The following is a 21,934-nucleotide window of genomic DNA, read 5'->3' as shown; positions in this document are numbered from 1 at the left end:
TCAGTGCAGGCGGGTCTTCCAGTCCTCCGGCACCCGGCCGCGCGGGCCGGGTGCGGGCTGGTCGAGCGGGTGCGAGTGCGGCTCGGCCAGCACCGGCCCCTCGGCGTAGAACTGGTCGGTGGAGTAGTCCCAGAACCACGACTCGCCGGGCTCGTAGCTCTGGATGATCGGGTGGCCCGTCGCGGCGGCGTGGGCGGTCGCGTGCCGGCTCGGCGACGAGTCGCAGCAGCCGACGTGGCCGCAGGCCGCGCAGCGGCGCAGGTGGAACCACCATCCGCCGGTCGATTCGCACTCCAGGCAGCCGGGGCCGCTCGGCGGCGCGGCCGGGTCGATCGCCGCGCTCACGGACTGCGGCTCGGGCTCCGGCCTCGTCTGTTCACCCACGTTCGGCAGTCTGGCACGCGCGAGGGCCCGGGCCCACCCCGCCCCCGCACGTGTGCCGGCCGGCACATCCTCAGAAGGTCGACTTCGGTGCGGTCACCTTCTGCTTGATCTTCGTGGGCCCGCTGGCCGAGGGCCGGACGTCGAAGTCGAAGATCTCGGTGGGGATGTAGATGGTCGCGCAGGAGTTCGGGATGTCCACCACGCCCGAGAAGCGTCCCTCGATCGGCGCGGCCCCCAGGAGCAGGTACGCCTGCTCGGGGCTGTAGCCGAACGTGGTGAGGTAGTCGATGGCGTGCAGGCAGGCCCGCTGGAACGCCAGCTGCGAGTCCAGGTAGCGCTGCTCCCCGTCGAGGGTCACCGAGATCCCGGAGAAGGCGAGCCACTGACAGTACTGGGGGTTGGTGTTGCCCGGCAGGAAGATCGCGTTCTCGGAGACCCCGTACGTGCGCATCCCGTCCTTGATGAGGTCGACGTGCAGGTCGACGAAGCCGCCCATCTCGATGGCGCCGCAGAACGTGATCTCCCCGTCGCCCTGGGAGAAGTGCAGGTCGCCGACGGAGAGGTTGCCGCCCGGCACGTACACCGGATAGAAGACGCGGGATCCCTTGGTGAGGTTCTTGATGTCCTGGTTGCCGCCGTTCTCCCGGGGTGGCGCGGTCCGCGCCGCGACGGCCGCGGCGGCCTCGTACGCGGAGCCGGTCAACGAACCGAGGATCGCGTCCTGCGGCAACGGGGGCAGCGCCAGTGGCGGCACCCGGTCGGGGTCGGTCTCCGCGAGCGTCCGCTCCCGCCGGTTCCACCTGTCCAGCAGGTCGGCCGACGGGGCGGTGCCCATCAGGCCGGGGTGGATCATGCCGGTGAAGGAGACGCCCGGGATGTGCCGCGAGGTGGCCCGCTGCCCGCTGAAGTCCCAGATCGCCTTGTACGCGTCGGGGAACTGGTCGGTCAGGAACCCGCCGCCGTTCTGCTTGGCGAAGATCCCCGTGTACCCCCAGCCCTGGCCGGCGAGCGGGCCGGAGTCCTCCTGCGGGATCGGGCCGACGTCGAGGATGTCGACCAGCAGCAGGTCACCCGGTTCGGCGCCCTGCACGGCGAACGGGCCGCTGAGCGCGTGCACGATGGACAGCGGGGCGTCGCGGACGTCGTCCGCCGAGTCGTCGTTGTGGATCTCGCCGTCGAACCACTCCCGGCAGTGCACGCGGAACGTCGCTCCCGGCTTGACCGTGGCCACCGGCGGGATGTCCGGGTGCCACCGGTTGTGTCCGATCTTCTCCTGATCCCTGAACTTCTTCGTCGAGTCGAGAGGGAAGATGACCTCGGGCATGTGCCGTCCTTCCGTTCCCACCGTCCGCCACGGTGGTGGTCTGTCGTCTGGCGGCGGCACAGCGCGGGATCGGCGCCGCCGGTCGTGTCACAGGCGCGGGAGCCGGGAGTGGGCCGGGTGGGCAGAGGCCCTCGGGGTGGCCGGTCGCCGTCCCGGTACGCGGGTCACCACCTGGGGCGTCTCCGCGCTCGCCGCGGCCCGGTCCAGCGCCGTCCGGAGCGCGCGGGGCGTGCGGGTCAGCCGCGGCGCCGACCAGACCCGGCCGGCCGCGCCGCCGCAGGCCGGGCAGGGCAGCGTCGGTGGTGCCTCGCCGAGCGGGAACCGCGCCTCGACGTCGCCGTCGTTCGGGCACCGGTAGTCGTACGTCGCCACGTCGCCCTCCTCACGTGCGCCGTCGTCGTGGCCGGGCGGACACCGGGGCCGCGCCGGACAGGTCAAGGATCGTGCGCATCCGGGCGGTCCGCTGGCCAACGTCCGAGGTGGTCCCCGTGGCCGCCCGATCGGGTGACGCGGTGCGGCCGGCGCGGTCAGCCCAGGTGCGCCGGCGCGCCGGTGGGCACGTCCTGCCGGCGTACGCGGATCAGCAGCAGGGTGGTCAGGCCCGAGAGCAGGATCAGCCCGGTGCCCCAGGCGAACGCCACCGAGTAGCCGTGCACCAGCGCCCGCACCTGGGTGCCCGGATCCGGCACCCGGGTCGCCAGGTACCCGGTGACCGCGCTCGTGTACATGGTGTTGAGCAGGGCCGTGCCGAGGGAGCCCCCGACCTGCTGGGTGGCGTTGAGGGTGGCGCTGGCCGCGCCCGCGTCGTGCTCCGGGACGCCGTACAGGGCGAGGCTGGACAGCGGCACGAACGTGAAGCCGAGCCCCATGCCGAGGACGACCTGGGCGGGCAGCAGGTGGGCGGCGAACGAGGTGTCCACGTCCACCTGGGTGAGCGCCACCATGCCCGCCGCGGCGAGCACCGCGCCGGCGAGCATCAGGGGCTTGGCACCGACCCGGGGCAGGAGCTGGCTGGCCGCGCCCGCGGCGATGAGCACCCCGGCGGTGACCGGCAGCGACGCGAGCCCCGCCTCCAGCGGCGTGTACCGGAGCACCACCTGGAAGTAGAAGGTCAGGAAGAGGAACGCCCCGAAGAGGCCGGCGCCGATCAGCGTGGAGGCGAGGTACGCGCCGCCCCGGTTGCGGTCGAGCAGGATCCGCATCGGCAGCAGCGGGTGGCTGGAGCGCAGCTCGATGACGACGAACGCCGCGAGCAACGCCACGCCGGCGGCGATGAACGCGAGCGTCCCGGCGGCGTCCCAGCCGTCCTCGGCGGCCCGCGTGAACCCGTACACGAGGCTCACCAGGCCCAGGGTGACGACCAGCGCGCCCGGCACGTCGTAGCGGGTGTCGCCGTGCGCCCGGCTCTCCGGCACCAGCGGGAGCGCCAGGAGCAGCGCGAACGCGGCGATCGGGATGTTGACCAGCAGGCACCAGCGCCAGCTCGTGTACTCGGTGAGCACCCCGCCGAGGAGCAGGCCCACGGCGGAGCCGCCGCCGGCGATCGCGCCGTACACGGCGAACGCCTTCGCCCGCTCCCGCGTCTCGGTGAACAGCACCGTGAGCAGCGCCAGCGAGGCCGGGGCGAGCAGCGCGCCGAAGACGCCCTGCAACGCGCGGGCGCCGAAGAGCAGCGCGCCGTTGGTGGCCAGGCCGCCCACGGCGGAGGCGAGCGCGAAGCCGACCATGCCGACCAGGAAGGCGCGCTTGCGTCCCCAGTAGTCGGCGATCCGGCCGCCGAGCAGCAGCAGCCCGCCGAACGTCAGCGTGTACGCGGTCACCACCCACTGCCGGTCGGCGTCGCTGATGCCCAGGTCGGCCTGGGCGTGGGGGAGCGCGATGTTCACGATGGTGGCGTCCAGCACCACCATGAGCTGCGCGACCGCGATGACCGCGAGCACGGCCCAGCGGCGCGGGTGCCCGCCCTGCGTCCCGGCGCCGGGCACGTCGGCGGTGGTCGAGGGTGTTCCGGGCATGGCGAGGCCCTCCGTGCGGACGAGGATCCGGCTCGGCGCGACGGGACGGTCGCGCCCGGCCCACGTCCGGGTGCCGTCTTTCGCCTGCCCCGCCCCCCGCGAACGACGTTCACGTCCGACGCTAGTGGGCGCGATCCGGTCCGCGCAGCGGCTTGCGGCATCCGCCCCCGGTCGGGCCACGCCGGGTGGTCACCGGGCGGGTGCGAGCCGCACGGGCACGCGGACGACGTTCACGCGGCTGCCGTCGTTCGCGGACACCTCGTACACCTCGACGGTGCCGGCCTGTTCGCGGGCGGCCCGCCAGGTGACCACGGCACGGTAGTCGCCCCGGCAGCCGCTGCCGCAACTCGCGGTGGTGAACGCCGTGGCGATCTCCCGACCGCCCGCGTCGAGCACCCGCAGGCTGACGGTCGCCTCGAACACGTCGGCGGTGCCGGTGACGGTGAGCGGGCTGGTGACCCGCTGCCCGACGGTGGGCCCCGTGACCACGATCGGCGGCAGCAGGTCGGCGTAGTCCGCCCGCCCCACCGGCGCGTCGGCGGCGGCCACCGGCGGGTCGAATCGCACCCGGCGGACGGTGGGGAACTGGGTGAGCGTCCAGACGACCTGGCCCCGGCGTAGGCGGTCGGTGCGCGGGTCGCCCCCCACCGCGGCGAGCCGGACGGTCGCGACGCCCCCGGACACCCCGAGCGGTTCGGTGCCGGCCGGCAGCAGCGTGGTCATCCCGGTGGCCGCCTCCCCGACGGTCGGTCCGGCGGCCAGCTCGGTGAGGGCCAGCCGGGAGGTGGCCAGGGTGCTCGGCCGGGTACGCCGGGTCGGCACCAGCCGCCCGTCGCGGACGAACCACAGCTCGACCGTCACGGCGCCGGCCGTCGTCGGGGCGTCGGTCACCGGCGGTGGGGCGGGACGCGGGGAGCGCGGGCCGGATGTGGCCGGTTCCCCGGTGGCCGGCGTCACCGGCGCCGGGGCGGGCGGCGTCGCGCCGGGTGTGGCCGTCTCCGGCGCCGCGGTGGGGGCGGGGCCCAGCGACCCGGAGCGGGGCGGCGCGCAGCCCACCAGCACCCCGGCGACCAGCAGCGCGACCAGCGGACGTCTCACGGCGCCTCCTGGCGGTCGGCCGGTCCGGCGTGGCGGGCCGGTGCCGCGGCGGCGTCGTCCGGTCCGGCGTGGGTGGTCGGTGCCGCGGCGGCGTCGGCCGGGGCCGGCGTGGCGTCGGGCGGGCCGGACACCGGCAGCGCGAGCCGGAACCGGGTGCCGACGCCGGGCGCGCTGTGCACCGTCAGGTGGCCGCCGAGCAGCCGGGTGTTCTCCTGCGCGATCGCCAGCCCCAGGCCGCTGCCCGGCCCGGAACGCGCCGGGTCGACCTTGTAGAAGCGGTCGAAGAGGCGCGGCAGGTGCTCCGGGGCGATGCCCGGCCCGCGGTCGGCCACGTCGACGAGCACCCGGCCGGCGTCGCGCACCACCGTCGCCCGGACCTCGCCGCCGCCGTGCTCGACGGCGTTGCCCACGAGGTTGGCGAGCACCCGCTCCAGCCGGCGCGGATCGGTGCGCACGGGGGTGGCCGTCCCGGCGACGGTGACGCGGTCCCGCCAACCGCGCGCGGCGACCAGGGCGTCCAGCAGGGCCAGGGGATCGACCGGGCGCGGGGCGAGCGGCTCCTGCCCGGCGTCGAGCCGGGAGATCTCCATGAGGTCCTCGACGAGGCGGCGCAGCCGGATCACGTCGGCCACCAGCAGTTCGGCCACCCGCCGGGCGTCGCCCGGGAGCCGGTCGGTGTGCTCGCGCAGCAGCGAGGCCGCCGCCACGAGGGCGGTCACGGGCGTACGCAGCTCGTGCGCGACGTCGGCGGTGAACCGCCGCTCCCGCGCCTGGGCCCGCGAGAGCGCCTCGATCTTGGCCTCCAACGCCTCGGCCATGCCGTTGAAGGACGCCGCCCAGTCGCTGAACTCGTCGCGGCCGTGCACCGGCAGGCGGGTGGCGAGCAACCCCTCGGCGACCGCCCGGGCGGCCCGGCTGGCTCGCCCGACCGGTTCGAGGGTGCGCCGGGCCAGGCCGTGCCCGACCGCCGCGGCGACGAGCACGACGAGCCCCCAGCCGGCCAGCAACGCCGTACGGAGCTGGTCGAGGCCGCGGTGCAGGTCCTCCTCGGAGGTGACCACGTAGAGCTCGCCGTCGGAGCCCGGTATCCGGCCGCCGACCAGGAGCAGCCGTGGCCGGGCCGAGGGAGCGGAACGCTCGTACCCCAGCTCGCCGGCGGCCACCGTGGCCCGCAACGCCGGCCCGGGCAGCGGCGCGAACGAGGCGTTCGAGGCCTGCACGTCCCCGTCGGCGGCGAGCAGCACGTGGCGGCCGCTGCCCTCGAAGCTGCGCAGCAGCTCCGCGCGGCGCTGCTCGGTCAGCGGCCGGAACTGCCCGGCGAGCACGAGCTGGTAGCGGGCGTCCGCGGCGGCCTGCTGCACGGAGGCGTCCAGCCGTGCCTGCCGCAGCAGCAGGTACGACCCGCCCGCGAGGGACCCGGCGGAGACGCCGGCGACGAGCACGAACGCGACGGTCAGCCGGCGCCGGAGCCGGCCCGGGGGCACGCGGTTCGCGGCCATCGCGGCACGCTCACGTCGCCGTGAGCTTGTAGCCGGCGCCGCGTACGGTGCGGACGAGGCGCGGGTGGGCGGGGTCGTCCTCGATCTTGGCGCGCAGCCGTTGCACGGCCACGTCGACGAGCCGCGAGTCGCCGAGATAGCTGTGGTTCCACACCCGGTCGAGCAGCAGCTCGCGGGTGAAGACCTGACCGGGGCGACGGGCCAGCTCCAGCAGCAGCCGGAACTCGGTGGTGGTCAGCGGCAGCTCCCGTCCGGCCTTGCGGACCACGAAGCTGCCCGGGTCGATCTCCAACCCGCCGACGGTCAGGACGCCCGGCTCGGCCGGCGCGGTGGCCCGCCGCAGCACCGCCCGCACCCGGGCCACCAGCTCCGGCAGGTCGAACGGCTTGCGCAGGTAGTCGTCGGCGCCGCACTCCAGGCCGACGACGACGTCGATGGTGTCGGTGCGGGCGGTGAGCATGAGGATCGGCACCGCGCTGCTGCGGCGGACCTCCCGGCACACCTGCAGGCCGTCGAGGCCGGGCAGCATCACGTCGAGCACGATGAGGTCGACCGGTCGCGCGCGCCAGACCGCGAGCGCCTCCCGGCCGTCGACGGCGGTGGTCACCCGGAACCCGGCCCGGCGCAGTCCGAGGGCGCTGACCTCCCGGATGGAGGCATCGTCCTCGACCACCAGCACGCGGCCGTCCATGACGCCACCAGCGTAGGCCCGCGCGACCGCGGGCGACCCTGGCGCAACGGACGGTGACGGGGGCCCGGGTGGCGCCGGGCCCTCGTCCGTGCGGTTCACTCCTGCCACTGGTGGGCCACGTCGACCACGATGCGGCTGTGGGCGCCGGGACCGTCGAGGACGAACGCCCGGAACGGCAGCCGCGCCCGCACCCCGACCGCGAACGTCGTGTAGCCCTCGAAGCTGCCGCCGAACACCACGTCGCGCAGTGTCCGGTAGCGCAGCACGGTGGCCGCGTGCTCGCCCACGCGGTACGGCACCGTGGCCGCGCGTTCCGCGTCGTACGCGGGCGCGCGGAGGGAGACCCGCAGCAGCGCACCCCCGGCGGTGTACGGCGACAGCGGCCGGCCCTCGCCCTCGGTCCAGGTCTCGCCGTACTCGACCGTGTAGCCGTTCGCCGGGCCGGCGAACTCGAACACCACCCGGTCGTAGCAGTCGTGCCGGCCGGTGCGCACCTCGACCAGCGGGTCGGTGCTGAGCGTGCCGGCCGCCTTCGTGCCGCTGCCCCAGGTGATCCCGCAGTACGGTGCGGCGGCGGCCGCCCGGTCGGTGGCCGCCGTGCCGACGCCCGCCGTGCCCGCCACCAGACCGGTGACCAGCACGGCCAGCGCGGCCAGTGTGCTTCTCGTCCTCATCGTCGTCTCCCCTCGCCCGTCCCGGGTGGTCACCCGCCGGCGTCGTCGCCGGCGTCGACCTCGACGGTCGGGCGGCACGGCCACGGCAGCTTCGCCGCGCCGTAACAGCAGGGTTACGGCGGTGTCGGGGGAGCGCGGTCAGCGCCCGGCGGCGTGGCGCTGGTAGTGCCGGGCGACGCGGGCGCGGTTGCCGCAGGACGGCTTGCACCACTCCTGTCGCGGGTGCTCCTTGACGAAGTAGCGCACGCAGCGGGGCGCGTGGCAGGCGCGCAGCCGCTCGCGGTCGGGGCCGGCGAGGAACTCGACGGCGGCGCGGGCGAGCCCGGCGACGAGTCGCAGCCGCGCGTCGCTCACGTCGGTCCGCCAGGTGAGCGTCGGCGCGGCGTCGGGCTCCCAGGCCAGCACCGGGCAGACCGGCACCGCCGCGGCGGCCCGGTTGAGCCGGTCGACGGCCTCCCGGGGAGACAGCAGGGACGCGGAGTCGGCCCGGCTGGGCGGGCCGGGGCGCACCGCCTCCGCGAAGAGGGTGCGCACCGCGCGACGCAGCGCCACGACGTCCCGCCGCAGGCTCTCGTCGGCGGCGTCGAGGCCGTCGAGGTCGCCGGCGTACGGCCGCAGGGACGTGGCCTGCTCCCGGAGCCAGGCGGACAGCCCGGCGACGTCGTCGAGGTCGTCGGCGACCCCGCCGTCGCCGTCGTGCCGGATCGTGCCGGCCAGGGCCAGCGCGAGGTGCTGGGCCATGCGAACTCCTCCCTCCAGGACCGGCTTGCGTCGCCGTCGAGATCAACTGTACCGTGCCTAATGCTTGAAGCGCCAACAACCATTAGGGAGCGGCCGTGCTGGTCATCGCCCACCTCAGCGACACCCACATCGACAGCCACCCGCGCTCCGCCGAGCGGACCGCCCGGGTGATGGACCACCTGAACGGCCTGCCCCGACCGGTCGACGCGATCCTCGTGACCGGCGACGTCGCCGACCACGGCGAGGTGGCGGAGTACGAGACCGCCGCGAGGCTCCTCGCCTCCCCGACCCCGGTCCTGGTCTGCCCCGGCAACCACGACGTGCGTCCCGCGTACCGCAAGGGCTTGCTCGGCGACGACTCCGGCGCGACCGGGCCGATCAACGCCCGGCACGACGTGGCCGGCGCGGTCTTCCTGCTCGCCGACTCCACGGTCCCCGGAGAGGACGACGGCCACCTCGACCAGGAGACGCTCGACTGGCTCGCCGCCGAGCTGGCCTCCGTACCAGGCGACACACCCACGTTCGTCGCCTTCCACCACCCGCCCGTCGCGCTGCACCACCCCGTCATCGACCCGACCCGGCTCCTTCCCGCCGAGCCCCTGGCCGAGCTGGTGGCCGCGCACCCGCAGGTCGTCGCCGTGCTGACCGGGCACTTCCACACCCCCGCGGCGAGCACGTTCGCCGGCCGTCCACTGCGCATCGCGCCCGGCGTCGTCTCGACGCTGCGGATGCCGTGGGAGGGGGAGGGGACGCTGACCACCCAGGCACAGCCCCCCGGCGTGGCCTTCCACGTGTACGACGACACGGGGCTGCTCACGACCCACTACCGGGTGGTGGTGTGAGCGTGCACGGTGCCGCGCTGCTCGGGTTCCTCGTCGCCGTCGCGCCGATCACCACGACGCCCGGCGCGAGCCTGACCCTCGTCGTCTCGCGGGTCGCCGCCGGGGGGCGGCGGCAGGGCTGGTGGGTCATCCTCGGGACGGTGACCGGGCTCTACGTCCACGCCACACTGGCCGCGCTGGGGCTCGCCGCGCTCGTGCTCGCCTCCTCGCGGGCGTTCTGGACGGTCAAGCTGCTCGGCGTCGCGTACCTCGTGGGACTCGGGCTGTGGCTGCTGTGGTCCGCGGCCCGGCGTCCCGGCCGCGGACGCCCGGGCGACCCGCGCGACGTCACGGCGTCCCGGGTGGAGCGGCGCCGCCTGCCCCGGTTGCCGTGGCGGGGGCACCACCCCTACCTCCAGGGGCTGCTCGGCAACGTGCTGAACCCCAAGGCCGCCGCCGTCTACCTCACGCTCGCGCCGCAGTTCCTCACCCCGGACCGGCCGGTGCTGGCGCCGATGCTGCTCCTCGCCACCGGGCACGCCGCGCTGCACACCGTCTGGCTGGCGGGGTGGACGGTCCTCTCCGGCGCCGCCGCCACCCTGCTGCGGACGGCCGCCGTCCGCCGCCTGCTGGACCGGCTGACCGGCGCGGTCCTGGTCGGCCTCGGCGTGCGCAGCGCGGTGGCCTGAGGCGGGTCGGGCACGGCGAGGCCGGAACAGAAGTTCCGGCTCCCGTGGCGCGTACGTCACCCCGTGTTCGGATCCGGACAGGACACTCACGACGGCCGCCTACCTCAGCCTGGTGCCCGGACGTGGGCATGCGAGTCCGCCGCGGCCGCCTACCTCGAAGGAGCCGTAGCACGATGTCCAACGCCCGGACCACGCGCCCTCGCTGGCATCGACTGGTCACCGCGACCGCCGCGGGCCTCGTCCTGACTGCGGCGTCGCCCGCCGCCAGGGCGGACGCCACCGCCGCCGACGCGAACCCGGTCCGGGTGCAGTTGCTGTCGATCACCGACCTCCACGGCTACTTCGGTGACTACACCACCACCGTGCCGGGCGCTCACGCCGGTGAGGCGACGCAGACCGTTGGCGGCGGCGCCTACCTGGCGGCCCACCTGGACCGTCTCCGCGACCAGGCCGCCCTGCCCGAGGCGAACTCGATCCTGTTCTCGGCGGGCGACGACTTCTCCGGCTGGCCCAGCGAGACCGCGTACTTCTGGAACGAGCCCACGATCGAGTACCTCAACCACATCGGTGTGCGGTTCTCGACCATCGGAAACCACGAGCTGGACCGCAACCTCGACTACCTGCGCCACATGATGGACGGCACGTGCGAGGGCCGCCCCGACGGCGACCTCTGCTTCACCGACTCCACCGGCGAGCGGTTCGCCGGAGCCGACTTCGACTACTACTCCGCGAACGTCGTCGACGGCGCGACCGGCGAGCTGGTCGTGACGCCGTACCACGTCGAGCGGGTCGACGACGGGCACGGCGGAACGCTCCCCGTGGGCTTCATCCACGCGACCACGAGCGGCACGCCCAACGAGGGACTCTCGTACTGGCCGGCCGACCAGCTGCGCTTCCTGCCGGAGGCGGCGGAGATCAACCGGTACGCCGCCGAGCTCCAGGCCCAGGGCGTGCAGTCGATCGTCGCCGTCGTGCACGAGGGATTCGCGCAGGTCGGTGACTTCTACAACGACTGCACGAACCCCTCCGGGCCGATGGTCGAGATGAACAAGCAGATCTCACCCGCCGTCGACGCCATCGTCACCGGGCACTGGCACGCCCTCGCCAACTGCCTGCTGCCCGACCCGGCAGGCAACCCCCGCCCGGTCGTCGAGGCCGCCAACCACGGCCGCCTCATCAGCGAGATCAACCTGCAGTTGGACCCCGAGACCGGCGATGTCCTGCGCGATCGGACCACCTCCACCAATCACGCCAACACCCGTACCGTGACTCCGGACCCCGAGGTCCTCAGGATGGCCCAGTACTGGCGCGACCGCGCACAGCAGCGCCGGAACGAGCCCGTCGTGGACATCGCCGGCGACCTCGCCCGCACGTCCGCCGACGCGGAGGAGTCGACCCTGGGTAACGCCACCGCCGACGCGTTCCGCTGGGCGGCGCAGCAGGACGGTGGTGCCGACGTCGGGATCGTGATGCCGAACACCCTGCTGCGCGACGTCACCTACGCGCCGACCGCCGGCAACGCCGCCGACGCTCCCGGCCGGGTGCTGTTCGGAGAGCTGATGGTCGGCGTGATCCACGAGAGCGGCGGCTTCGGCGCGGCACTCACGAGCGGTGAGCTGACCGGCCGCGGGCTCGACCAGCTGCTGGAGAGCCAGTGGCAGCAGGCCGCCGACGGCTCGGTCACCTTCCGGCCGCTGGCGGTCTCGAGCAACGTGAGCTACCGCTACGACCCCACGGCGCCCGTCGGCGACCGCGTCGACTTCGGGCAGGTCCGCATCGACGGCAAGCCGCTCAAGCCCAACGCCACCTACCGCGTCGCGACGCTGTCCAAGGACTTCGTGACCCGGTACGCCGTCCCCGGGTTCAGCGCCCTGCTCGACGCCCACCACCAGCACCGGACGGCCTACTCCGGCCCCGACGCGCTGGCCGGCTACCTGCGCGCGCACGCGCCGCTCGCCCCGCCAGCGCTCGACCGGATCCGGGCCAAGCCGTAACGCGCTCGCCCCGGGTGCGGTCAGGGCGGAGTGGTCCCGAGTATCGAGAAGAACGCGCCCTGGGGATCGGTGAGCACCGCGAACCGACCCCGCGTCAGGTCCGTCGGCTGGACGGCGAGGGTCGCACCCAGCCGCAGCGCCTCGGCGGCGACGCTGTCGGTGTCGGTGACCGCGAAGTAGACCATCCAGTGCGACGGGAGATCACCCCAGTCTTCGCCGATCATGGGCATCATCCCGGCGACGGGGCGACCCTCCCGCTGCCAGGTGGTGTAGGTGATCGGGCCCATCGGCTGGTCGTCCGCCGTCCAGCCGAACACCGACCCGTAGAACTCCTTGGCCCGGTCCCACTCCCGCGTGGTCAACTCGGCCCAGGTCAGCGAGCCGGGTACGTCGAACACCTCGGCACCCGGCATGCCGAGCGACTGCCACACCCCGAACGGCGCCCCGGCCGGGTCGGCGACGAGCGCCGTCCGCCGGGAACCGGGGACGTCGACGGGCTCGGTCAGGACCCGGCCTCCGGCGGCGGTCACCCGCCGGCAGGTCTCCTCGGCGTCGTCGGCCGCCAGGTAGGGCACCCAGGCGGGCCCGTGCGGGCCAGCTCCCCGCCCGGCGCCGGCCACCGGTCTGCCCTGCTGGTGGAAGACGAGGTGACCGTCGGCCGGGGGTTGCCGGTCCGCCTCGGCGACGGCCCAGCCGAACAAGGGCGCGTAGAAGCCCGCCGCGCCGGGAAGGTCGGTGGTGACCAGGTCGACCCAGGCGGGTGCTCCCGCGGGGATGTCTGTCATGGCTCCGGCTTCGCTCCCTCGGCTCCGGCCGTCGCCGGCACGCCCTGCCGGCATCGTGGCACCGTTCGCGCCCGTACGGGGCGGATCGGGCGAATCGGCAGCGCAACCGTCGTCCGGACGCACCACCGACCGGGTGGCCCGGGAGCCACGAAGGCGGCACCCGGTCACGCGCCGGGCGGCCGGCGCAGCGCGCGCAGCGGCGACAGGAAGACCGGAAGCCAGGTCAGCCCGTTGGCGACGGCGCCGACCAGCAGCGACGTCCGTACGTCGGTGAACTGGGAGAGCAGGCCGGCGATCGCCGCGCCCACGGTGAGCGCCCCGGTGAGCAGGAACCGGAAGGTGGCGTTCATCCGGCCGAGCAGCGCGTCGGGGGTGGCGGCCTGGCGCAGGCTGACCCCGATGACGTTGCCGATGCCGGTCCGCCAGGCCAGCGCCAGCCACCCGAGGCCGGCGAGCCACAGCATCGGCCCGGTGTCGACCAGCGCGACGAGCAGTCCGAGCGGTGCGACGAGCAGGCCGGGCAGCCAGAGCGCCCGGCCGTGCCCGATCCGGCCGGCGAGCCGCCGGGCGGTCAGGGCGCCGAGCAGGCTGCCCACCCCGCCGACCCCGAGGAAGAGACCGAGGGCGGCCGCGCCGAGGCCCAGCTCGCGGAGGAACACCACCGGCAGCATCGTGGTGGTGAGCTGCATCGTGAGGTTGATGCTCGCCGTGGAGGCGGCGAGCGGCCGCAGCAGCGGGCTGCCGAGGACGTGCCGGACGCCGGCGCCGAGCTGGCGGGCGAACCCGCCGGGCTCCCGGGTAGGGCCGGAGCGTGGCCCGCCGGCGGGGATGCGGCCGACGGCCGCGGCCGCGACCGCGTAACCCACCGCGTCCAGCACGATCGCCGCCGGTGCCGTGAGCAGCTGCACCAGCAGCCCGCCGACGCCCCGGCCGGCGATCTGCAGCGTGCCGCTGGTCGTCACGAGCAGCGAGTTCGCCGCCACCAGCCGGTCCCGGCCGACGAGCTCCGGCAGGTAGCTCTGCGCCGCCACGTCGGCGAAGACGGTGCCCAGCCCGGTCAGGAAGACGACGACGTAGAGCTGGTGGATGCTCAGCCAGCCGGCCCACCACGCCACCGGCACCGAGGCGACCAGGACCGCCCGGAGCAGGTCCGCGGCGACCAGCACGCTGCGGCGGGGCCACCGGTCGACCCAGACCCCGGCGGGCAGGCCGACCAGCAGGAACGCGGCGGTGCTCAGCGCGCCGAGCAGGCCCACCTGGGCGGGGCCGGCGGAGAGCAGGGAGACGGCGAGCACGGGCACGGCGAGCTGTCCGACGTGGAAGCCGACGTCGTGGGCGACGGCGGCGGTGTAGAGCAGCCGGAAGGAGCGCGGCCATCGGGTCGGCGCCCGGCCCGCGGCCGTCGGGGTGGCGATGGTCATGCCGGTCACGGTGCCGGCCGCGCCGGTCGCGGGGCGATAGATTCGACCCTCGCCGAATCCACCGAAGGAGTAGCCATGATGCTGGTCGGGCTCGACGCCCGGGACCTGGCCACCACCCGGTTCGCGGTGTCGCCGCTGTGGGAGGTCGTGGCCAGCGTCCGGGTCGTCACGCGACCGCACCGCTTCCCGGAACACCTGCCCTGGGCGGAGCGGGCGCGGGCACGGCTGGCGGGACTGGACTGGCGGCTGCTGGCCGAGCTGTTCCCGCCGGACAGCGGCGTCGTCCCCAGCTTCGTCTGCCCGCCCCCGTCCACCTCACAGCCGACACTCGACGTGGAGCTGGCCGCCCTGGCCGCCGCGCCGGCCGACGCCGTCCGCGCCGACCTGGACGCCCAGCCCGGGCCGCGCTCGCCGCGGGTGGCCGAGTTGTACGACGATCCGCCCGCCGGCCTGCGCCGGCTGGCCGAGGTCGTCCGGGCGTACGGGGACGCCGTGATCGCGCCGTACTGGCCCCGGATGCGGACGCTGCTGGAACGGGAGGTGCTGCTCGGCGCGCGGCGGATGGCGACCGACGGCGTGAACGGGCTGCTCAACCACCTCGACCCGTACGTCCGGCTGGAGGGCGACACCCTGCACGTCGAGCATCTGGTGGTCTCCGGCGCGGTGCGGCTGGACGGTCGGGGCCTGTTGCTGGTGCCCTCGGTCTTCTGTGGCCCCCGCGTGTGGTCCAACTTCGGCTCGCCCGGGCAGCCGGTCCTGCGGTATCCGGCCCGGGCGGTGGGGACGCTCTGGGAGCGGGATCCGCTGCCGCCCGGGCGGGGGCTGGCCCGCGTGCTGGGGCGCACCCGGGCGGCCCTGCTGCACGAACTGGCCGTGCCCACATCCACCACGGAGCTGGCCGAGCGGTGCGGGCTGGCGCCGGCCACGGTGTCGGCGCATCTCGGGGCGCTGCGCGACGCCGGTCTGGCCGGCACGCACCGGGCCGGTCGCTTCGTGCTGTACGCGCGGACGACCGCGGGGGAGGCCCTGGTGGCCGCCGCCGGCGCCGCCGCACCCTGACCCGCCCGTTCTCGCCGCGCCCTGACCCCCCGGTTCCCGGCGCGCCTGCCCCGTCGGTTCCCGGCGTGGCGTGACCCGCCGGTTCCCGGCGTGGTCGGGGCCCGGTATGACGGATCCGTTATGACCGACATCGCCGGGCGTCGATCTAACATCCACGTACATCAATGTCTCGGTGGCGGTGTCGCCGCCGGAGGACCAGGGGAGTGCGTGATGTTCCGACGACAACTGCTGCGGACGGCGGTGACCGCGCTGGCGGCCGTCCTCGCGGCGGCCGGCCTTCAGGTCGCCACGGGTGCGGGAGCCTCCGCCGCGCGGACCGTCTACTACGACGCGAGCCGCACCGGCGAGTTCCGCACCAACTTCGACCAGGCCGCGCAGATCTGGAACAGCCGGGTCAGCAACGTCCGGCTCGTGCCGGGCACCCCGGCCAGCATCACCATCTACGTCGACGACGGCTGGCCGCGCGCCCAGGTCACCGGCCTCGGCTCCGGCCGGATCTGGATGGGCCGCACCGCCGTGAACCAGGGGTACCACCGCACCCGCATCGCCGCCCACGAGTTCGGGCACATCCTCGGCCTGCCGGACCGCCGCACCGGCCTCTGCGCGGACCTCATGTCGGGCAGCAGCGCCCCGGTGTCCTGCACCAACGCGTACCCGAACGCGACCGAGGCGAGCCGCGTCAACCAGCTCTTCGCCGGCGGCCTCGCCGCGGCGGAGGCGGTCGGCACGTACACCTGGAGCGGCGACGCGGACGTGAGCCCGCTCGTGGTCGGTGGCCGGCCGGCCAGCGAGAACTACTCGTTCCTCGTGTACCTGTCCGGCTGCACCGGCTCGCTGATCAAGGCGAACTGGGCGGTCACCGCCAAGCACTGCCCGACCCCCTCGTCGGTGCGGGTGGGCAGCACCAACCGCACCAGCGGTGGGACGGTGGTCGGCGTGACCCGGGCCGTCAACCACCCGACCATCGACGTGAAGCTGCTGCAACTGGCCAGTTCGGTGAGCCACGCGCCGGCGCCGATCCCGAGCACCTCGGGCGCCGTCGGCACGGCCACCCGGATCATCGGGTGGGGGCAGACGTGCCCGACGCGCGGCTGCGGCTCGGCGCCCACGGTGGCGTACGAACTGGACACCTCCATCGTCTCGGACAGCCGGTGCCTGGGCATCAACGGCCCGTACGAGATCTGCACCAACAACACGAACGGCAACTCCGGCGCCTGCTACGGCGACTCCGGTGGCCCGCAGGTGCGGCGGGTCAACGGCGTGTGGAACCTGATCGGGGCCACCAGCCGCGCCGGCAACAACAACTCGACCTGTGCGACCGGACCGTCCATCTACGGCGACCTGCCGGCCATCCGGTCCTGGATCAACACCCAGGTCGGGGGTCTGCCGTCCTGACCGGACGCACACGAGCCCGGCGCGGGGGATGTGGCGGCATCCCCCGCGCCGCCGTGTACGGGGTCGGCGCGACCGGCGACGACTGCGGGGGGTCACACCGCGCGGGCGCAGCGTGCGGTAGCGTGCCTCGCATATCGACCCCTTCCGAGGTGAACCATGCCTGTCGTGGCCGCGCTCGCACTGACCCTCGCGTTGACGCCCGCGCCGACGCCGTCACCGCCACCACAGTCCAGCGGGCCGGTGGGCGGCCTGCTCGGTGGCCTCGGGGACCTCGTCGACGGCCTGCTGGGCGCGGGCGGCGGCGCGCCGAGTGGTACACCGACCACCGCGCCGCCGACGCCCACCCCGTCCGCCACGTCGGTGCCCACGCCCGGTCCCGTCGTACCCTCCGGCTCCGTGCCCCCCGGCGTCGCGCCGTCGGGTACGCCGACCGCCGTGCCGACCGCCGTGCCGACCGGCGTGCCGAGCGCCGGACCGAACGGCCTCCCGGCCGGCGGGCCCGGCCGGGGAATGCCGGGAGGCGGCCCCGGCGAGCCGGCGGCCGTGACGGCGGCGCCGCCGGGTGGCGACGGAGGCCCGGCGCCTTCGACGTCGGAGAACCTGGGTGTGCCCACCGTCGTCGGGTCCGACCCGTTCCTGCGATGGGCCGTCATGGTGCTCGGGGTCGGTGTGGTGGGGCTGGCCGTCGCCCTGTTCCTGCGGCGGCGTCCGGCGCCGCCGGCTCCGGTGCCGGCCGCGACCGGGGCCGGCGTGGGGCCGGTGCCGCCCGGTCCCGACGAGACGACCGGGAACGTCACCCGGCTGCCGACCAACCTGAACGCGATCTACGAGCTGGGCCGCCTCGACGAACGCCTCGCCCAGGAGCGCGAGCGCCGCTCCTGAGCCCGGCTCGGACGCGGCCCCGACGGCGAGCCGCGGTGGTCGACGCTGCCGCGCGTCGGGGGCCGCCGACCCCGGTTGGAAACGTTTTCGTAACGGGCCCTTGACCTCTCCACAGGGCGCGGCGCAGACTCCCCGGAAACGTTTACAGCAATCGGGTGGAGGTGCCGGGCGTGGGTCGTAAACGTTTACCGGAGTCGGCGGACGGCCGGCCCACGGTGCACACCGTCGCCGCCCGCGCCGGCGTCTCCATCGCGTCCGCCTCCCGCGTCCTCAACGGCGTCGGCGGCAGCCCGGAGACGATCCGCAAGGTGCGCGCGGCGGCGGCGGAGGTGGGGTACGTGCCGAACGCGATCGCCCGCTCCCTCCAGTCCCAGCGCACCGGCCTGGTGGCGCTCGCCGTCGAGGACATCGGCAACCCGGTCTACGTGGCGATGATGCGGGCGATCGAGGCGGTGGTCGCCGACTCCGGGCGCCAACTTCTCGTGCATGCCACCGGCGGGCGCATCGACAACGAGACGGCGCTGCTGCGGCGGCTCGCGAACCGCTACGTCGACGGGATGATCATCTCGCCGATCCGGGTCACCGACGACCACCTCGCCGCGCTCGTGGACAGCCCGGTGCCCGTGGTGGTCGTCGGCCAGCTGGGCGCCGACGCGCCGGTGGACAACGTACGGACCGACTCCCGGCAGGGCGTCGCGCTGGCCGTCGAGCACCTCGTCGCCACCGGCCGCCGTCGGATCGGCTTCGTCAACGGCCCGCTCGACACCGTTCCCGGCGCGGTGCGCGACGCGGGGTTCCGTGCCGCGCTGGCCCGGCACGGCATCGACCTCGACGAGGACCTGGTCGAGGTGGGCGACTTCCAGTACGCGGCCGGCCGCGCCGCCACCGAACGGCTCCTCGCCCGGGCCCGTCCCGACGCGCTGCTCTGCGCCAACGACCTCATCGCCGTCGGCGCGCTGCACGCCCTGCTGGCCGCCGGGCGCCGGGTGCCCGAGGACGTCGCGCTGGTCGGCATGGACGACACCGAACTGGCCCGGATGATGTTCCCGCAGCTGTCCAGCGTCTCGCTCGGCTCCGCCGAGCGCGGTCGCCGGGCCGCCGAGCTGCTCCTGCAACGCATCGCCGATCCCGCCCTACCGCCGCGGCGCGAGCAGGTGCCCCCGAGCCTCGTCGTCCGCGCCTCCAGCGGCGCGCCGCTGCCGTCGCCGCGGCCGGCCGGCGACCCGTTCTCCGGACCGTCCACCGGCGCGGCGTCGGCCGTCACCACGGACCCCGCGCCACCGGCCGGACCGCCCGCCGACCCCGCCTCCGGGCCGGTCGGCACCCCGCCCTCCCACCCGTCCAGCGAAGGGGCGAGCTCATGACCACGCTGGCCGAACGGCCGGACGTCACACGGGCCGGGCGGTCCCGCCGCCCGAACCGCCGATCCGACCGCACCGCCATCTACCTGCTGCTGCTGCCGTCGCTGCTGCCCATCCTGGTGTTGTCGGTCTTCCCGCTGCTGCGCGGCATCTACCTCGGCTTCACCGACGCCCGGGCCGGGCGCAACGTCGACGTCAGCTTCACCGGCCTGGAGAACTACCGGGAACTCCTCGGCGACGGACTGTTCTGGAACTCGTTCAAGATCGGTCTGCTCTGGGCCCTCGGGGTGACCGTGCTGCAGTTCCTGCTCGCCCTCGGGCTGGCCCTGCTGCTCAACCAACAGCTGCGGTTCCGTGGGGTGGCGCGGGTGCTGGCCGTGGTGCCCTGGGCCATGCCGCCCGTCGTGGTCGGCATCCTCTGGAAGCTCGTCTACCACCCGGACGCCGGTCTGCTCAACGAGTTCTTCCACCGGATCGGGGCCGACGGTCTGCGGACGAACTGGCTCGGCGACTTCAGCACCGCCCTGCCCGCGGTGATCATCGTCGGTGTCTGGGCCGGCATGCCCCAGACGACCGTCGTCCTGCTCGCCGGCCTGCAGGGGGTGGCCCGCGAGCTGCACGAGGCGGCCGCGGTGGACGGCGCCAGCGCCTGGCACCGGTTCCGGCACGTGACGCTGCCCGCCCTGACCCCGGTCATCGTCGCGATCACCTCGCTGGACTTCATCTGGAACTTCAACTCGTTCGGCCTGGTCTACGTGCTCACCGCCGGCGGTCCGGGCGGCAAGACCATGCTGCCGATGCTGTTCGCCTACGAGGAGGCGTTCCGCTACGGCAACTACGGCTACGCCGCCGCACTCGGCAACGTCATGGTCGTGATCATCGTGGCGCTGCTGGCCGTCTATCTCCGCCGCCGGATGAGGGAGGCAAACTGAGATGTTCGGGAAAACCAGCCGCGTCGGGCGGACGCTGCAGTACCTGGCCCTCGCCGGCTACCTGATCTTCCTCGGGTTCCCGCTGGTCTGGCTCCTCTCGACGGCGTTCAAGCCCCCGCGGGAGCTGGTGCAGCTGCACCCGAGCCTCATCCCGACGAACCCCACCACGCAGAACTTCGTCCAGGCCTTCACCGAGCAGGAGCTGGGCCGCGCGGCGCTCAACAGCCTCCAGGTGTCGCTGGCCTCCGCGGTGCTCACCGTCCTGGTCGCCATGCCGGCGTCGTACGCGCTCGCGCGGTTCCGCTCGAAGCTCGGCACCGCGGCGCTGGGCTGGGTGCTGCTGTCGCAGCTGTTCCCGTTCGTGCTGCTGATCATCCCGATCTTCCTGATCCTGCGGCAGGTCGGCCTGGCCAACACCCACGCCGGGCTCGTGCTCATCTACGTGGTCTGGGCGCTGCCGTTCGCGCTGTGGATGCTCCAGGGGTTCGTCCGCAACATCCCCCGCGAGCTGGAGGAGGCGGCCAGCGTCGACGGCGCGACCCGGCTCCAGGTGCTGCGCCGGGTGGTCTTCCCGCTGCTCGCGCCCGGCATCGTGGCGACCGCGCTGTTCTCCTTCATCTCGGCCTGGAACGAGTTCTTCTTCGCGCTGGTGCTGGTCAAGACGCCGGAGCTGGCGACCCTGCCGGTCGCCCTGGCCCGGTTCGTCGGCATCGAGGGCACCGCCCGTCTCGGGCCCCTCGCGGCCGGCTCGCTACTGGCCACCCTGCCCAGTCTCATCTTCTTCGCGTTCATGCAACGCCGGCTCTCGTCCGGGTCGCTCGCCGGCGCGGTCAAGGGCTGAACCATCCCCCCACCACCAAGGAGGTAATCCCCCATGCTCCGTACCCGATTCCGTCGACTCGCCGCGGCCACCGCGGTCGCGGTCGTCGGCCTCGGCGCGCTCGCCGCCTGCGGTGACGGCGGCGACGACGAGGCCACATCCGGTCCGGTCAAGCTGCGCTTCCTCAGCCTCGCCTGGCAGAAGGAGTCGCTGCAGGCCAACAAGGACCTGGTCGCCAAGTGGAACGCCGAGCACCCGGACATCCAGGTCGAGTACGTCCAGGGCGACTGGAACTCGATCCACGACCAGCTCGTCACCTCGTTCGAGGGCGGCGACGCCCCCGACATCGTGCACTACGAGGCGTCGGCGATCGGCGAGTTCAGCAAGCAGGGCTACCTGGCCGACCTGTCCGACCTGATCTCCGACGACCTGAAGGGCCAGATCGACCAGGGCGTCTGGGACACGGTCACGTTCGACGACAAGGTCGCCGGGGTGCCGTTCCTGCTGGAGTCGCAGGTCGTCATCGCCAACAAGAAGCTGCTCGACGCCGCCGGCATCGCGGTGCCGCCGGCCGACGGCGGCTGGACCTGGGACGAGTTCCAGGCCAACGCGCAGAAGCTCACCAAGCCCGGCCAGTACGGCGTGGCGTGGGCGCTGAAGTCGCCGACGAACCGCGTGCTGAACCTGGCGCTCAACTTCGACGGGAAGTTCTTCTACACCGACGGCGGGCGCACCGAGGTCCGCATCGGCGACGCCGAGAAGGAGGTCCCGAAGCGCATCCACGACATGATCTACACGACGAAGTCCGCCTCGCCGGAGGCGCTCGGCATGAGCGGTGCGGACACCCTGCCCGGCTTCTTCGGCGGCAAGTACGCGATGCTGCCCGGCTCGGTGTCGCTGCGCCAGCAGATGGTCGAGCAGGCGCCGGAGGGCTTCGAGTGGGTCACGCTGCCGCCCGTCAAGGGCCTGTCCACCAAGCAGGCGGCCAACCCGCAGACGCTGTCCATCGCCGAGGACTCGAAGCACAAGAAGCAGGCCGCGCAGTTCCTGGAGTACTTCCTCAACCCCACCAACATGGCCGCCCTGGCCAAGGGTGACTGGCTGGTGCCCACCGGCAAGCAGGCCAACGAGGAGCTGGTCAAGCTCACCGGCGGCAAGCAGGGCTGGGACGTCGCCGCGGACAGCGCCGCGGACCTGACGGTCGCCCCGTTCCAGATGGCCGACGGCTACCCCGAGTGGAAGACCAAGTACGCCACCCCGGCCCTCCAGCAGTACTTCGCCAACAAGATCACCCTGGACCAGCTCGCCACGCAGCTGGTCGACGGTGGCAAGCAGGTTCTGAGGTAAGG

General features: G+C 74.2%; 21 protein-coding genes. 10 read left to right on the top strand and 11 right to left on the bottom strand.

Annotation, left to right across the window (positions count from 1 at the left end):
- From OG994_RS10985 to OG994_RS10945, 9 genes are all read right to left on the bottom strand, one after another.
- Window positions 1–384, bottom strand: coding sequence for a UBP-type zinc finger domain-containing protein (locus tag OG994_RS10985; protein ID WP_240033126.1), 384 nt, complete (start codon window positions 382–384; stop codon window positions 1–3).
- A gap of 70 nt (window positions 385–454) precedes the next feature.
- Window positions 455–1,708: a formamidase gene (gene fmdA / locus OG994_RS10980; protein WP_120330885.1), complete on the bottom strand. Its 1,254-nt coding sequence runs from the start codon at window positions 1,706–1,708 to the stop codon at window positions 455–457.
- A gap of 87 nt (window positions 1,709–1,795) precedes the next feature.
- Window positions 1,796–2,080: an FmdB family zinc ribbon protein gene (locus tag OG994_RS10975; RefSeq protein WP_120330884.1), complete on the bottom strand. Its 285-nt coding sequence runs from the start codon at window positions 2,078–2,080 to the stop codon at window positions 1,796–1,798.
- 155 nt (window positions 2,081–2,235) lie between these two features.
- Window positions 2,236–3,723, bottom strand: coding sequence for a DHA2 family efflux MFS transporter permease subunit (locus OG994_RS10970; RefSeq protein ID WP_328853086.1), 1,488 nt, complete (start codon window positions 3,721–3,723; stop codon window positions 2,236–2,238).
- 189 nt (window positions 3,724–3,912) lie between these two features.
- On the bottom strand, window positions 3,913–4,821 hold the full coding sequence (locus OG994_RS10965; protein WP_328853085.1) for a Gmad2 immunoglobulin-like domain-containing protein: 909 nt from the start codon (window positions 4,819–4,821) through the stop codon (window positions 3,913–3,915).
- Window positions 4,818–6,320, bottom strand: coding sequence for a HAMP domain-containing sensor histidine kinase (locus OG994_RS10960; protein ID WP_328853084.1), 1,503 nt, complete (start codon window positions 6,318–6,320; stop codon window positions 4,818–4,820). Before OG994_RS10960 ends, OG994_RS10965 begins: the two co-directional genes overlap by 4 nt.
- A 10-nt stretch (window positions 6,321–6,330) precedes the next feature.
- Window positions 6,331–7,011, bottom strand: a complete 681-nt coding sequence (locus tag OG994_RS10955; protein ID WP_120330881.1) for a response regulator transcription factor — start codon at window positions 7,009–7,011, stop codon at window positions 6,331–6,333.
- Between the two features lie 95 nt (window positions 7,012–7,106).
- Entirely contained in the window at window positions 7,107–7,685 is a 579-nt protein-coding gene (locus OG994_RS10950) for an AMIN-like domain-containing (lipo)protein (RefSeq protein ID WP_328853083.1), read from the bottom strand.
- Between the two features lie 138 nt (window positions 7,686–7,823).
- A complete protein-coding gene (locus tag OG994_RS10945; RefSeq protein ID WP_328853082.1) occupies window positions 7,824–8,426 on the bottom strand; it encodes a CGNR zinc finger domain-containing protein in 603 nt (200 codons plus the stop codon).
- Between the two features lie 95 nt (window positions 8,427–8,521).
- On the opposite strand from OG994_RS10945, the gene OG994_RS10940 reads away from it, so the two are divergent.
- The 3 genes from OG994_RS10940 (at window position 8,522) to OG994_RS10930 (ending at window position 11,930) form a co-directional block, all read left to right on the top strand.
- A complete protein-coding gene (locus OG994_RS10940; protein ID WP_328853081.1) occupies window positions 8,522–9,268 on the top strand; it encodes a phosphodiesterase in 747 nt (248 codons plus the stop codon).
- Window positions 9,265–9,936 (top strand): LysE family translocator, encoded by a 672-nt coding sequence (locus tag OG994_RS10935; RefSeq protein WP_328853080.1) that lies wholly within the window; start codon window positions 9,265–9,267, stop codon window positions 9,934–9,936. Before OG994_RS10940 ends, OG994_RS10935 begins: the two co-directional genes overlap by 4 nt.
- Before the next feature lie 173 nt (window positions 9,937–10,109).
- Complete coding sequence (locus OG994_RS10930; RefSeq protein ID WP_328853079.1) at window positions 10,110–11,930, top strand: bifunctional metallophosphatase/5'-nucleotidase; 1,821 nt, start codon at window positions 10,110–10,112, stop codon at window positions 11,928–11,930.
- Between the two features lie 20 nt (window positions 11,931–11,950).
- Here the strand turns inward: OG994_RS10930 and OG994_RS10925 are convergent, their stop codons facing one another.
- Both OG994_RS10925 and OG994_RS10920 read right to left on the bottom strand, forming a co-directional pair.
- Entirely contained in the window at window positions 11,951–12,715 is a 765-nt protein-coding gene (locus OG994_RS10925; protein WP_328853078.1) for a VOC family protein, read from the bottom strand.
- A gap of 164 nt (window positions 12,716–12,879) precedes the next feature.
- Window positions 12,880–14,136 (bottom strand): MFS transporter, encoded by a 1,257-nt coding sequence (locus tag OG994_RS10920; protein WP_120330876.1) that lies wholly within the window; start codon window positions 14,134–14,136, stop codon window positions 12,880–12,882.
- A 75-nt stretch (window positions 14,137–14,211) separates the two neighbouring features.
- Here OG994_RS10920 and OG994_RS10915 point away from each other — a divergent pair, with 75 nt between their 5' ends.
- The 7 genes from OG994_RS10915 (at window position 14,212) to OG994_RS10885 (ending at window position 21,932) form a co-directional block, all read left to right on the top strand.
- Entirely contained in the window at window positions 14,212–15,195 is a 984-nt protein-coding gene (locus OG994_RS10915; RefSeq protein WP_328853077.1) for an ArsR/SmtB family transcription factor, read from the top strand.
- 120 nt (window positions 15,196–15,315) lie between these two features.
- A complete protein-coding gene (locus OG994_RS10910) occupies window positions 15,316–16,590 on the top strand; it encodes a snapalysin family zinc-dependent metalloprotease (RefSeq protein ID WP_328853076.1) in 1,275 nt (424 codons plus the stop codon).
- Window positions 16,591–16,746: 156 nt separating this feature from the next.
- Window positions 16,747–17,472 (top strand): hypothetical protein, encoded by a 726-nt coding sequence (locus OG994_RS10905; RefSeq protein ID WP_328853075.1) that lies wholly within the window; start codon window positions 16,747–16,749, stop codon window positions 17,470–17,472.
- Window positions 17,473–17,642: 170 nt separating this feature from the next.
- Entirely contained in the window at window positions 17,643–18,836 is a 1,194-nt protein-coding gene (locus OG994_RS10900; RefSeq protein WP_328853074.1) for a LacI family DNA-binding transcriptional regulator, read from the top strand.
- Window positions 18,833–19,765, top strand: a complete 933-nt coding sequence (locus OG994_RS10895) for a carbohydrate ABC transporter permease (RefSeq protein ID WP_120330872.1) — start codon at window positions 18,833–18,835, stop codon at window positions 19,763–19,765. Before OG994_RS10900 ends, OG994_RS10895 begins: the two co-directional genes overlap by 4 nt.
- A 1-nt stretch (window position 19,766) precedes the next feature.
- Complete coding sequence (locus OG994_RS10890) at window positions 19,767–20,606, top strand: carbohydrate ABC transporter permease (RefSeq protein WP_120330871.1); 840 nt, start codon at window positions 19,767–19,769, stop codon at window positions 20,604–20,606.
- A gap of 33 nt (window positions 20,607–20,639) precedes the next feature.
- Window positions 20,640–21,932, top strand: a complete 1,293-nt coding sequence (locus OG994_RS10885; RefSeq protein WP_328853073.1) for an ABC transporter substrate-binding protein — start codon at window positions 20,640–20,642, stop codon at window positions 21,930–21,932.
- Window positions 21,933–21,934: the final 2 nt, after the last annotated feature.

Source organism: Micromonospora globbae (genome assembly GCF_036184225.1).
In the GTDB taxonomy this organism is placed as follows: Bacteria; Actinomycetota; Actinomycetes; order Mycobacteriales; family Micromonosporaceae; genus Micromonospora; species Micromonospora globbae.
The sequence above is the reverse complement of the archived record's forward strand: the minus strand, read 5'-3'. Positions and strand labels throughout refer to the sequence as shown.

Bases quoted from the DNA above. Each gene is read 5' to 3' on its own strand.
- fmdA (WP_120330885.1), bottom strand. From the start codon at position 1,708: ATGCCCGAGGTCATCTTCCCTCTCGACTCGACGAAGAAGTTCAGGGAT.
- OG994_RS10970 (WP_328853086.1), bottom strand. From the start codon at position 3,723: ATGCCCGGAACACCCTCGACCACCGCCGACGTGCCCGGCGCCGGGACG.
- OG994_RS10960 (WP_328853084.1), bottom strand. From the start codon at position 6,320: ATGGCCGCGAACCGCGTGCCCCCGGGCCGGCTCCGGCGCCGGCTGACC.
- OG994_RS10955 (WP_120330881.1), bottom strand. From the start codon at position 7,011: ATGGACGGCCGCGTGCTGGTGGTCGAGGACGATGCCTCCATCCGGGAG.
- OG994_RS10950 (WP_328853083.1), bottom strand. From the start codon at position 7,685: ATGAGGACGAGAAGCACACTGGCCGCGCTGGCCGTGCTGGTCACCGGT.
- OG994_RS10945 (WP_328853082.1), bottom strand. From the start codon at position 8,426: ATGGCCCAGCACCTCGCGCTGGCCCTGGCCGGCACGATCCGGCACGAC.
- OG994_RS10930 (WP_328853079.1), top strand. From the start codon at position 10,110: ATGTCCAACGCCCGGACCACGCGCCCTCGCTGGCATCGACTGGTCACC.
- OG994_RS10925 (WP_328853078.1), bottom strand. From the start codon at position 12,715: ATGACAGACATCCCCGCGGGAGCACCCGCCTGGGTCGACCTGGTCACC.
- OG994_RS10920 (WP_120330876.1), bottom strand. From the start codon at position 14,136: ATGACCATCGCCACCCCGACGGCCGCGGGCCGGGCGCCGACCCGATGG.
- OG994_RS10915 (WP_328853077.1), top strand. From the start codon at position 14,212: ATGATGCTGGTCGGGCTCGACGCCCGGGACCTGGCCACCACCCGGTTC.
- OG994_RS10910 (WP_328853076.1), top strand. From the start codon at position 15,316: ATGACCGACATCGCCGGGCGTCGATCTAACATCCACGTACATCAATGT.
- OG994_RS10905 (WP_328853075.1), top strand. From the start codon at position 16,747: ATGCCTGTCGTGGCCGCGCTCGCACTGACCCTCGCGTTGACGCCCGCG.
- OG994_RS10895 (WP_120330872.1), top strand. From the start codon at position 18,833: ATGACCACGCTGGCCGAACGGCCGGACGTCACACGGGCCGGGCGGTCC.
- OG994_RS10890 (WP_120330871.1), top strand. From the start codon at position 19,767: ATGTTCGGGAAAACCAGCCGCGTCGGGCGGACGCTGCAGTACCTGGCC.
- OG994_RS10885 (WP_328853073.1), top strand. From the start codon at position 20,640: ATGCTCCGTACCCGATTCCGTCGACTCGCCGCGGCCACCGCGGTCGCG.